This is a genomic window from Mesorhizobium sp. M7A.F.Ca.AU.001.01.1.1, from assembly GCF_004022735.1.
GTDB classification, from domain to species: domain Bacteria; phylum Pseudomonadota; class Alphaproteobacteria; order Rhizobiales; family Rhizobiaceae; genus Mesorhizobium; species Mesorhizobium ciceri.
This window is the reverse complement of sequence record NZ_RZPF01000117.1, coordinates 1-11,600: the sequence shown is the minus strand read 5'-3', so window position 1 is coordinate 11,600 and position 11,600 is coordinate 1. Positions and strand designations below refer to the sequence as shown.

At 63.2% G+C, this 11,600-nt stretch carries 12 protein-coding genes; 8 read left to right on the top strand and 4 right to left on the bottom strand.

The features are described 5' to 3' along the window. Positions 1–92: 92 nt before the first annotated feature. Entirely contained in the window at positions 93–935 is an 843-nt protein-coding gene (locus EN884_RS09995) for an SDR family oxidoreductase (RefSeq protein ID WP_063168506.1), read from the bottom strand. 103 nt (positions 936–1,038) lie between these two features. On the opposite strand from EN884_RS09995, the gene EN884_RS09990 reads away from it, so the two are divergent. Continuing rightward, entirely contained in the window at positions 1,039–1,926 is an 888-nt protein-coding gene (locus EN884_RS09990) for a helix-turn-helix transcriptional regulator (protein WP_063168505.1), read from the top strand. Between the two features lie 200 nt (positions 1,927–2,126). Here EN884_RS09990 and EN884_RS09985 read toward each other — a convergent pair whose 3' ends face one another. Then, complete coding sequence (locus EN884_RS09985) at positions 2,127–2,762, bottom strand: TetR family transcriptional regulator C-terminal domain-containing protein (RefSeq protein ID WP_013530906.1); 636 nt, start codon at positions 2,760–2,762, stop codon at positions 2,127–2,129. Positions 2,763–2,988: 226 nt separating this feature from the next. On the opposite strand from EN884_RS09985, the gene EN884_RS09980 reads away from it, so the two are divergent. After that, a complete protein-coding gene (locus EN884_RS09980) occupies positions 2,989–4,317 on the top strand; it encodes an aspartate aminotransferase family protein (protein ID WP_013530907.1) in 1,329 nt (442 codons plus the stop codon). Positions 4,318–4,392: 75 nt separating this feature from the next. Here EN884_RS09980 and EN884_RS09975 read toward each other — a convergent pair whose 3' ends face one another. After that, complete coding sequence (locus EN884_RS09975) at positions 4,393–5,031, bottom strand: TetR/AcrR family transcriptional regulator (protein WP_013530908.1); 639 nt, start codon at positions 5,029–5,031, stop codon at positions 4,393–4,395. A gap of 121 nt (positions 5,032–5,152) precedes the next feature. On the opposite strand from EN884_RS09975, the gene EN884_RS09970 reads away from it, so the two are divergent. The 3 genes from EN884_RS09970 (at position 5,153) to EN884_RS09960 (ending at position 8,297) form a co-directional block, all read left to right on the top strand. After that, positions 5,153–6,403, top strand: a complete 1,251-nt coding sequence (locus EN884_RS09970; RefSeq protein WP_063168504.1) for a Zn-dependent hydrolase — start codon at positions 5,153–5,155, stop codon at positions 6,401–6,403. A gap of 63 nt (positions 6,404–6,466) precedes the next feature. Further along, positions 6,467–7,918: a dihydropyrimidinase gene (gene hydA, locus EN884_RS09965; protein ID WP_063168503.1), complete on the top strand. Its 1,452-nt coding sequence runs from the start codon at positions 6,467–6,469 to the stop codon at positions 7,916–7,918. A 43-nt stretch (positions 7,919–7,961) separates the two neighbouring features. Beyond that, positions 7,962–8,297, top strand: a complete 336-nt coding sequence (locus tag EN884_RS09960) for a hypothetical protein (RefSeq protein ID WP_244514313.1) — start codon at positions 7,962–7,964, stop codon at positions 8,295–8,297. A 62-nt stretch (positions 8,298–8,359) separates the two neighbouring features. Here EN884_RS09960 and EN884_RS09955 read toward each other — a convergent pair whose 3' ends face one another. Then, the gene (locus EN884_RS09955; protein ID WP_013530912.1) at positions 8,360–8,770 is read right to left on the bottom strand and encodes a cupin domain-containing protein; all 411 of its coding nucleotides are present in this window, start codon (positions 8,768–8,770) and stop codon (positions 8,360–8,362) included. A gap of 142 nt (positions 8,771–8,912) precedes the next feature. Between EN884_RS09955 and EN884_RS09950 the strand changes: the two genes are divergently transcribed. The 3 genes from EN884_RS09950 to EN884_RS09940 form a co-directional block, all read left to right on the top strand. After that, a complete protein-coding gene (locus tag EN884_RS09950; RefSeq protein WP_013530913.1) occupies positions 8,913–9,704 on the top strand; it encodes an ABC transporter ATP-binding protein in 792 nt (263 codons plus the stop codon). A gap of 68 nt (positions 9,705–9,772) precedes the next feature. Next, positions 9,773–10,651, top strand: a complete 879-nt coding sequence (locus tag EN884_RS09945; protein WP_063168502.1) for an ABC transporter permease — start codon at positions 9,773–9,775, stop codon at positions 10,649–10,651. Then, positions 10,648–11,600: ABC transporter permease subunit (locus EN884_RS09940; RefSeq protein ID WP_128360543.1), on the top strand; the 953-nt coding region annotated here is incomplete at its 3' end. The genes EN884_RS09945 and EN884_RS09940, both read left to right, overlap by 4 nt.

Sequence of the window (11,600 nt, the reverse complement as noted above, 5' to 3'; positions counted from 1 at the left end):
CTTCATGTCCGGGCCAAGCAGTTTGCGCGCCGTCGCCAGCCCGATGCCGGACGAGCCACCGATGATGACGGTGTGTTGGATTGCCTTGGTCATCAATGCTGTTCCTTCGATGTGGGGGAGGCCGGGCCGATGAGGTCGAGGCTCAAGCTTCTCAGCTGTTGCCTTGCCTTGGCGTCGTAGGCCTGAGCATCGGCGCGGGATTCCCGCAGGCCGTCGAAATAGAGGCCGCTTTTCCCGTTGAGCGTGGGTGAGGTGGCGAGATTGAGGATGGCGTCGGCACCGGTCTCGACCGAACTCCACGGCGTCACCCCGGCCTGCCGGACCATGGTTGTGTTCATGTAGCTCGCCGGATGCAATGCGTTGACGGTGACGCCGGTGCCTTTCAACTGTTCGGCCAAATCGACGGTGAACAGAATCTGCGCCAGCTTGCTCTGGCAATAAGTGCGCACCCCGTCATAGGAGCGGGTCAGCATGACATCGCTGAAGTCGATCGCCTGCTGCCCCGCAGAGGCGACATTGACGATGCGCGCCGGCGCACTGGCCTTCAGCAATGGCAGGAGCTCCGATGTCAGCAGGAAACCGGCGAGATAGTTGACCGCGAAGCGCAGTTCATAGCCGTCGGCACTCACCTGCCTTTTGGCACCTTGGCCCGCTGTGCCGATGCCGGCATTGTTGATGAGGATGTCCAGCCGGTTCGTCCGGGCGCGCACCGCCTCGGCGAGGTGGCGCACCTCGGCCAGCGAAGAGAGGTCGGCGACCAGAAGCTCGGCCTTGCCGCCGGCGGCTTCGATCTCGGTGACAACAGCCTTGCCGCGCGTTGCATCGCGGCCGTGCACCAGCACACGGGCGCCCGCGGCGCCGAGCCGTTGCGCGACAACGCGGCCGACGCCGTCTGTCGAGCCGGTGATGAGGATCGTCTTGTCTTTGAGTTCCATGTTCAGAGCCTCCGTTCTGTTGCTCTGAACGGAAGATGGGGCAGTTGGCGCTGGCCAAACAGTTCAAACTTTATCCTGGTATCAATACTGCTATAATACGCGCATGGAGTCCCAACCTCACGCGGCCCCCACACGTTCGGCTGAAGACAGCCGCCGGCGCGAACTCGGCGCCTTCCTGCGCTCGCGCCGCGAAAGGCTGACGCCCTCGGCCGCAGGCATCGCCATCGGTCTCAGGCGACGTACGCCGGGCTTGCGCCGCGAGGAGGTGGCGATGATCGCCGGTGTCGGCACGACTTGGTACACATGGCTGGAGCAGGGGCGGGAGGTCAGGCCCTCGGTCGAGGTGCTGACGGCGCTCGCCGAAGCACTGCGCCTCGACGCCGCCGAAAAACAGCATCTGTTCATCCTTGCCGACCGCCAGCAGCCGGAGCGCCGTGCCGTAGCGCCGGAAAAGGTCGATGGCCCGTTGCTGCACATGCTGCAGAGCCTGGTGCTGCAGCCGGCCTATGTCGTCGGGCGGCGCTGGGACGTGCTGGCCTGGAACCCGGCGGCGGTGGCGGTGTTCGGCGATTATGGCCTGCTGGAGGGTGACGCCCGCAACATCGTCCACATGGTGTTCACGAGCCCGCATCACCGGCACCTGCTGGTCGACTGGGAGCAACTGGCGCGCACCGTGCTGGCCTCGTTCCGGGCCACGAGCGCCCGCTATGTCGGCGATCCGGATTTCGAGCGGCTGATCGAGTTGATGACCCGTTCGAGCCCCGAATTTCGTGCCTGGTGGCCGCAGCGCGACGTCGCGCATCGGTTGTCGGGGGTGAAACATGTCCGGCACCCGAGCGCGGGCGCCATGACCTTCGAGCATATGAGCCTGTCGATCGGCGACGGCTCGGACATGAAGCTGATCGTCTACACGCCGTTAGCCGAGCAGAATTCGATCGCCAAGCTGCAGGCATTGCTGGACGCGCTGCCGGCCGAGCGGCGCAGCGCCTGAGGTTGGCTGGCGTCCCCCTCGGCTTCGTCATCCACGGGCGAAGCGGACGCGGAGACCCGAGGATCCATGCCGGGACGTTTGCCGAAGAGTACTACGGAGCAGAATTTGGACCTTTGCGGCGCGTTGAAGTCGCGGCATGGATTGTAGGGTCTGCGCCGCGTCGCTTCGCTCCTTGCTTCGCCCTAGAATGACGAAACCATTTAGCCCTTCGGCTTCAGCCCATCGAGGAACAACTGCTCGAGAAATCTTGCCGCATCCTCGAAGCGGCCGTCGCCGCCACGGTTCGGTCCGAGCACGGCGCGGACCTGGACGTCGAAATCGGCATAATGCTGCGTCGTCGCCCAGATCGAGAAGATCAGGTGCCACGGGTCGGTCTTGGCGATCTTGCCGGCGCGCATCCAGCCCTTGATGACGGCGGCCTTCTCGTCGACCAGCGTTTTCAGTTCGCCCGCCAGCAGCGGCATGATGCGCGGCGCGCCTTGCAGGATCTCGTTGGCGAACAGCCGGCTCTCGCGCGGAAAATCGCGCGCCATCTCCAGCTTGCGCCTGATGTAGCTGCGCAGTTCGGTTAGGGGATCGCCAATGTCGTCGAGTTCGCGCAGTGGCGCCAGCCAGGTGTCGAGCAGGCGCTGCATCAGCGTTTCGTGGATGTCTTCCTTGCGCCGGAAATAATAGAGCAGGTTCGGTTTCGACATGCCGGCAGCTTCGGCGATCTGGTCGATGGTCGAGCCGCGAAAGCCGTTGGTGGAGAAGACCTCAAGCGCCGCCTCCAGGATGAGTTCGCGCTTTTCCTGCTGGATGCGGGTGCGGCGAGGGGCATCCGTGCCGATGGTCACCGTTGCAAGCCCTCGTGTTGAGGCTCATCTGGACCAATTCTCTGGACCAGTTTTTCCCTAGCCTGTGGAACGCACTTCAGGTGCCGCATTTCCGCTAGTAATCCTTGACCGCCTACAGGGCGGTGCTAACGTTTGTCCAATCGGTCAAAAATTTGCGTAGCATGAAAACGCGGCAAAGACCAAGCGTTGGGCGCAGCGAAACAGTTTACAAGGGGAAGTCCTGGTCATGTCCAACCGGCTGAAAGTCACGCCGAACGATCTCAGTGCATTCTGGATGCCGTTCACGGCAAACCGGCAGTTCAAGCAGGCGCCGCGCATGATGGTGTCCGCCAAGGACATGCATTACACAACCAGCGACGGCCGCAAGGTGCTCGACGGCACCGCCGGCCTGTGGTGCGTCAATGCCGGCCACTGCCGTCCGAAGATCACCGAGGCGATCCAGCACCAGGCTGCCGAACTCGATTATGCGCCGGCCTTCCAGATGGGCCATCCGATCGTGTTCGAACTGGCCAACCGCCTGGTCGACCTGGCGCCCAAGGGCATGGACCATGTCTTCTTCACCAATTCCGGCTCGGAATCGGTCGAGACCGCGCTCAAAATGGCGATCGCCTATCACCGTGTGAAGGGCGAGGGCTCGCGCACCCGGTTGATCGGCCGCGAGCGCGGCTATCACGGCGTCAATTTCGGCGGCATCTCGGTCGGCGGCATCGTCACCAACCGCAAGATGTTCGGCACGCTGCTCGGCGGCGTCGACCATATGCCGCACACGCATCTGCCGGAAAAGAACGCCTTCACCAAGGGTGTGCCGGAGTATGGCGCGGAACTCGCCAACGAGCTGGAGCGTATCGTCGCCCTGCACGACGCTTCGACCATCGCCGCCGTCATCGTCGAGCCGGTCGCCGGCTCCACCGGCGTCATCCTGCCGCCGAAGGGTTATCTGGAGAAGCTGCGCGAGATCTGCACCAAGCACGGCATCCTGTTGATCTTCGATGAGGTCATCACCGGTTTCGGCCGTCTCGGCACACCGTTCGCCGCCGACTATTTCGGTGTCACGCCCGACATCATGACCACCGCCAAGGGCGTCTCCAACGGCGTCATCCCGATGGGCGCGGTGTTTGTGAAGAAGGAGATCCACGACGCCTTCATGACCGGCCCCGAGCACATGATCGAGTTCTTCCACGGCTACACCTATTCGGGCAACCCCATCGCCTGCGCGGCCGCACTCGGCACGCTTGACACCTACAAGGAAGAGGGCTTGCTGACCCGTGGCGAGGAGCTGGCGCCGTACTGGGAAGACGCGCTGCATTCGCTGAAAGGCGAGCCGAACGTCATCGATATCAGGAACATCGGCCTGATCGGTGCGATCGAGCTGGCGCCGATCGCCGGCCAGCCGACCAAACGGGCCTTCTCGGCCTTCGTCAAGGCGTTCGAGCGCGGCGCGCTGATCCGCACCACCGGCGACATCATCGCGCTCTCGCCGCCGCTGATCATCACCAAGGGCCAGATCAACGAATTGATCGACCATGTTCGAGATGTGCTGAGGTCAATCGATTGACGGACTGACGCGGTCGGTTGAGGTCGGCGCGGCAGCGCGCCGACCTGACCTTTTGCTTGCAACGAACCATTACAGTCAGGCGGGCAACGCACCGATCCCGGTCAGGATCACCCGCTTGATATTTTCCTTGGCTTCCCGCCATTGCCGGTCGGACAGAGGTTTTCCGCCATTGAGTGTCTCGATCTGATGGCCGAAATCGGCGTAGTGCTGGGTCGTAGCCCAAAGCATATAGAGCAGATGACGCGGATCCACCGGGTCCATCTTGGCTTCCTCGATCCAGCGCCTGATGATCTCGACGCGGCCGTCGGTCCATTCGCGCAGCGTCGATTCCATATAGTCCTGAAGCACCGGCGCCCCGTGCATCACTTCGGAGGCCCAGACCTTCGAGCCGTCGGGATGGCGGCGTGATATTTCCATCTTGGCGTCGATATAGGCACTGATGCCGTCTATGGGCCCGCGCGCCGCGTCGAAGCAATTGGCCGCCTGTAGCCAGATTTCAAAGATGTTTTGAACGACCGACCGGTAAAGCTCTTCCTTGGTGGCGAAATAGTAGTGGAGATTTGCCTTCGGCAGTCCGGCCAGATCCGCAATCAACTGCATCGTGGCGCCGCCAAACCCTGCCTCCGCAAACACCTTCTCTGCAGCGACGAGAATGGTTTTTTCATTCTCTCGGCGGATCTCCTGTCGCCGCATGGGGCGGGTGGGTTCTGCCATGTCTACCCCAAGATTCTAGTTGACCGCTTGGTCAGGTTGTGTAGTTTAAAAGCTGACCATACGGTCAAGCTGTAAATCACTCAAGGGGCGACAAGACCCCTGGTGTAGATGGGAACTCGAGATGGCCGCACCCGGCGAGAATCTGCGAATCAATTCAAACCGTTTGTGGGATTCCATCATGGAGATGGCGAAGATTGGCCCCGGCATTGCCGGCGGCAACAATCGCCAGACCGTGACCGACGAAGACGGCGAAGGGCGGCATCTGTTCAAGCGCTGGTGCGATGCGGCCGGGCTCGAAATGGGCGTCGATGAAATGGGCACGATGTTTGCCCGCCGCGAAGGCACCGATCCCAGCCTGCCGCCGGTCTATGTCGGCAGCCATCTCGATACGCAGCCGACCGGCGGCAAGTATGACGGCGTGCTCGGCGTACTGGGCGGGCTTGAAGTGGTGCGCTCGCTCAACGATCTCGGCATCAAGACCAAACATCCAATCGTCGTCACCAACTGGACGAACGAGGAGGGCTCGCGCTTCGCGCCGGCTATGATGGCGTCCGGCGTGTTCGCCGGCGTGCTCGACCAGGCCGATGTGTACGGGCATGTCGACAAGCAGGGCAAGAAATTCGGCGAGGAACTGGAGCGCATCGGCTGGAAAGGCCCCGAGAAGGTCGGCGACCGCAAGATCCATGCCTTCTTCGAACTGCATATCGAACAGGGTCCGATCCTCGAGGACGAAGATATCGACATCGGTGTCGTCACCCATGGCCAGGGCCTTAAATGGCTGCAGGTGACGCTGACCGGCAAGGAAGCCCATACCGGCTCGACGCCGATGCCCAAGCGCCGCAATGCCGGGCTCGGCATGGCGCGGGTGATCGAACTGGTGCACGAGATCGCCATGGACTACCAGCCCGATGCCGTCGGCGCGGTCGGCCACATGGAGGTCTATCCCAATTCGCGCAACATCATCGCCGGGCGCACCGTCTTCACCGTCGATATCCGCTCGCCGGAAAAGGAAGTGCTGGACGCGATGGATGGCCGCATCCGCGAAGGCATCGACACGATCTGCGATGCACTCGACATCCGCTGCGAGATCGAACAGGTCGGCGCTTTCGATCCGGTGACTTTCGATGCCGGCTGCGTCAAGGCGATCCGCGATGCCGCCGACCGCCTTGGCTATTCCCATCGCAACATCGTTTCCGGTGCCGGCCACGACGCCTGCTGGATCAACCGCGTCGCGCCCACCGCCATGGTGATGTGCCCTTGCGTCGATGGCCTCAGCCACAACGAGGCCGAAGAGATCACCAAGGAATGGGCTTCGGCGGGTGCCGATGTCTTGTTCCACGCGGTGGTGGAGACGGCTGTCATCGTGGAGTGAGCTTAGAATCCACCTTCCAAACGACGCTCGTAAAGAAGCGCGAAGAGAACAAGGGAACAGTCAATGACCAAAGTCATCCGAAACGGCACCATCGTCACCGCCGACCGCACCTGGAAGGCCGATGTGCTGATGCAGCACGGCAAGATCGTCGCCATCGGTTCGGGCCTGCATGGCGACCATGAGTTCGACGCCACCGGCTGCTACATCATGCCGGGCGGCATCGACCCGCACACCCATCTCGAAATGCCGTTCATGGGCACCTATTCGGCCGATGATTTCGAATCCGGCACGCGCGCGGCGCTCTCCGGCGGCACGACGATGGTGGTCGATTTCTGCCTGCCGGCGCCGCAGCAGTCGCTGCTCGAAGCCTTGCAGATGTGGGACAACAAGACCTCGAAGGCGTCGTGCGACTACTCCTTCCACATGGCGATCACCTGGTGGGGCAAGCAGGTGTTCGACGAGATGGCCACGGTCGTCGACAAGGGCATCACCTCGTTCAAGCATTTCATGGCCTACAAGGGCGCGCTGATGGTCGACGACGACGAGATGTATGCGTCGTTCCAGCGCTGCGCCGATCTCGGCGCGCTGCCGCTCGTTCATGCCGAGAATGGCGACGTGGTGGCGGCACTGTCGCAGAAGCTGCTGGCTGCCGGCAACAACGGCCCCGAGGGCCACGCCTATTCGCGGCCGCCCGAAGTGGAAGGCGAGGCGACCAACCGCGCCATCATGATCGCCGACATGGCCGGCGTGCCGCTCTATGTCGTGCATGTCTCCTGCGAGCAGAGCCACGAGGCGATCCGCCGGGCGCGCCAGAAGGGCATGCGGGTGTTCGGCGAGCCGCTGATCCAGCACCTGACGCTGGACGAGAGCGAGTATTTCGACAAGGACTGGGACCATGCGGCACGCCGCGTGATGAGTCCGCCCTTCCGCAACAAATCGCACCAGGACTCGCTGTGGGCCGGCCTGCAGGCGGGTTCGCTGCAGGTGGTGGCGACCGATCATTGCGCTTTCACCACCAAACAGAAGCGCAACGGCGTCGGCGATTTCACCAAGATCCCGAACGGCACCGGCGGGCTTGAAGACCGCATGCCGGTGCTGTGGACCACAGGCGTCAACACCGGCCGGCTGACGATGAACGAGTTCGTCGCGGTGACCTCGACCAACATCGCCAAGATCCTCAACATGTATCCGAAGAAGGGCGCCATCGTAGAGGGTGCCGACGCCGACATCGTCGTCTGGGATCCCAAGCGCAAGAAGACAATTTCGTCCAAGAAGCAGCAATCGGTGATCGACTACAATGTCTTCGAGGGTTTCGAGGTGACCGGCCTGCCGCGGTTCGTGTTCTCGCGGGGCGAACTGTCGATCCAGGAGTCCGAGGTCAAGACCAAGCCCGGCCATGGTGAATTCGTCGGCCGCGAGCCGAATGCGGCCGTCAACCGGGCGCTGTCGACGTGGAAGGAAATCTCCGCGCCGCGCAAGGTGGAACGCACCGGCATCCCGGCGACCGGGGTTTGAGGTGCGGCGCGGGGGACTTCTTTTCGCGGCAGTTTTGGTTCTGGTGGCCAGCCAAGTGTCGGCGGCCGGCATCGACCTAGCCAAACCTTATGGCAACAAGTCCGGCTGCATCAACAAGAACGGCCAGGAAGTCTACGCCGAGGACATGCTGCTTCTAACCAACACCGACTTCATCACGGCGACGAGCGCTTGCACCTTCACCGGCAAGAGGGTCCAGGCCGACGGCTCGCTTGTGGTGAAGGCGGAGTGCGAGGCCGAAGGCGAAGAGGGCAAGTCGCCCGCCACCTTCATCATCAAGCACAGCACCAAGAACGCCAAGAAACTGGTGATCGCGGATGCGGACGGCACCGTCTATGGGGAAGTGTCTCGGTGCCGATGATTGCCGAAGCTGGCGGGCGCAAACCTCTAGCAATTGGCCGACGGGCGCCTAGCCCGGCGAAGTCAGCTTCCGGCGACCAGCGCATCCAGTTCCGGCAGCAGGACGACGCTCTCCTGTTCGTTGGGATCGGTGCGCGCAATGACGGCAGAGGACGGGGCGCCGCTCAGGTTGGCCGGCAGATGCGGCACGCCGGCGGGGATGTAGAAGAGATCACCGGCCTTGACGACGATATGATGCTCGAGCCGGTCGCCATACCAGGTGTGAACTTCGCCGGAGAGCACATAGATCGCCGTCTCGTGGCTCTCGTGCATATGCGCCTTGGCGCGGGCGCCGGGCGGCATGGTGAGCATGTGCATGCAGATGCCGGAGGCACCGACGGTCTCGGCGGCAATGCCGGCGAAATAGGTCAGCCCCTGCTTGCCTTCATAAGTGCTTTCAGGGCGGATAAGATGACAAGTGGGTTTAGGCGACATCGGGGAAACTCCGGGCGTCGATCGCGTGGGACAAGGTCAGAGGGACAGGGCCAAATGGGACAGGGCAAGTGGAAAACAACATCGCGATAAAAGCAATCGGATTCCAGCCGCCGCGGGAACGGAAACAGGCAGGCGGCAACCGATGACGGGGAATTCGCCAGCCGTCGTCGCGGCAAGCAAACTCGGGCTGACTTTCCAGACCAATGACGGGCCGGTGCAGGCGCTGTCCAATGTCGATCTCACCATCGGCAAGGGCGAGTTCGTCTCCTTCATCGGGCCTTCGGGCTGCGGCAAGACCACGCTGCTGCGCGTCATCGCCGATCTGGAGAAGCCGACCTCGGGGGCGATTTCCGTCAATGGCATGACAGCAGAGCAGGCGCGCGAGAAACGCGCCTATGGCTATGTCTTTCAGGCGGCGGCGCTGTTTCCGTGGCGGACCATCGAGCGCAATGTGGGGCTGCCGCTGGAGATCATGGGCCTATCCAGGGCGGAGCAAGGCGAGCGGATCAAGCGCACGCTCGGCCTCGTCAACCTCTCTGGATTCGAGAAGAAATATCCCTGGCAGCTCTCGGGCGGCATGCAGCAGCGCGCCTCGATTGCCCGTGCGCTGGCCTTCGACGCCGACCTGCTGCTGATGGACGAGCCGTTCGGCGCGCTGGACGAGATCGTGCGCGACCATCTCAACGAGCAGCTGCTGGAATTGTGGGGACGCACCAACAAGACCATCTGCTTCGTCACCCACTCCATTCCGGAGGCCGTCTATCTGTCGACGCGCATCGTCGTCATGTCGCCGCGCCCGGGCCGTGTCAGCGACATCATCGAATCGACGCTGCCGAGAGAGCGGCCGCTCGACATCCGCGAGACGCCGGAGTTTCTGGCGATCGCAGCGCGGGTGCGGGACGGGCTGCGCGCGGGGCACAGCTATGATGATTGAGGGGCAGGATGAGCTTCCTCCTCTCCCCGTTGGGGAGAGGAGGGCGCCAGTCGGCTGAGGCCCGCTAGATGGACACCTTCCGCGACAAGCTCGTTCCCGTCACCTCCATCCTCGTTGGCGTGATCGCGCTCTGGTATGTCTTCGCCGTCATCCTCAACACGCCGTTCCAGCGCGATCTCGATCGTCGCGCGGGTGAAACATCCACGTTCAGCCAACTCATCGGCAAGACGCTGTCGCAGCCGAAGCCGACATTGCCGGCGCCGCACCAGGTGGCGGTGAATTTCTTCGAGAACACCTTCCTGCGGCCCATCACCTCCAACCGCAGCCTGGTCTACAATGCCTGGGTGACGCTTTCGTCGACGCTGCTCGGCTTCGCTTTCGGCACGGCGCTCGGCATCATCATCGCCGTCGGCATTGTCCATGTGGCGACGCTCGACCGCAGCCTGATGCCGTGGATCATCGCCTCGCAGACCATTCCCATCCTGGCTGTGGCGCCGATGATCATCGTCGTGCTGGGGGCGATCGGCATCAGCGGGCTCGTCCCGAAGGCGATGATTTCGACCTATCTGTCGTTCTTCCCGGTGACTGTCGGCATGGTGAAGGGGCTGCGCTCGCCCGAGATCATGCATCTCGACCTGATGCACACCTACAATGCCAGTCGCGCGCAGACCTTCTGGATGTTGCGCGTGCCTGCTTCGGTGCCGTTCCTGTTCACCTCGATGAAGGTGGCGGTGGCGGCAAGCCTGGTCGGCGCCATCGTCGGCGAACTGCCGACAGGCGCTGTCGCCGGCATCGGCGCCAAGCTGCTCGCCGGCGCCTATTATAGCCAGTCCATCGACATCTGGTCGGCGCTGGTCGCCGGTTCGGTGGTGGCAGCCCTTCTGGTCATGGTGGTCGGCATTGCCGGGCGCCTCGTCGACCGCGCTATGGGCGGGAGGCCGGCATGAACTGGCTGAAACCCTCCTGGCAGGCAGTGCTGGCGATCGTGCTGTGCCTGATCGCAGTGGCGCTCGGCCCGATCGCCGCGCCGAAAGTCGATGCACTGGCGCAGCCTGCAGGGACGTTGATATACCCCTATGTGGCGACGACCTGGCTGATTTTCGGCGTGCTGCTTGTCGCCGCTTTGATCTCGGTGACCAGAATACCGTCCATCGTCGAAGCCGTTGTGCTTTTCATCGGCGCGCATCTGGCCGCCTGGCTGCTGATTGGCGGCATCACCGGTTTCGAAGGCCTGGCGCGGACGCCGTACTTCCTGCTTCTCACCGCCGCATGGCTGCTTGGCTGGCGCTGCGTGGCGGTGCTGTCATCATTGCGTCCGTTCGCCAAATGGGCTCGCACCGCGCTGGGCCTGATCATCCCAGCCATCTTCGGCGCCTGGATCCTGATCATCTGGGAAGCGGTGACGCGTGGGGCCGGCATACCCTTCATCCTGCTGCCGCCGCCAAGTGCCATCGGCGCGCGCATCGCCGGTTCGCTGCCGGTGCTCGGCGCCGATGTCCGCCAGACCATCTTCAAGGCGGTCATCTTCGGCTATGTCGTGGGCAGCGGCGCCGGCTTCATCACCGCGGTGCTCGCAGACCGTGTGCCGTTCCTGCGACGCGGCCTGTTGCCGATCGGCAACATGGTCTCGGCGCTGCCGATCATCGGCGTCGCGCCGATCATGGTGATGTGGTTCGGCTTCGACTGGCAGTCCAAGGCGGCGGTGGTCATCATCATGACCTTCTTCCCGATGCTGGTGAACACGGTCGCCGGTCTGGCCGCCTCCGGCCATATGGAGCGCGACCTGATGCGCACCTACGCGTCGGGCTACTGGCCGACGCTCTTGAAGCTTCGGCTGCCGGCAGCAGCTCCCTTCATCTTCAACGCGCTGAAGATCAACTCGACGCTGGCGCTGAT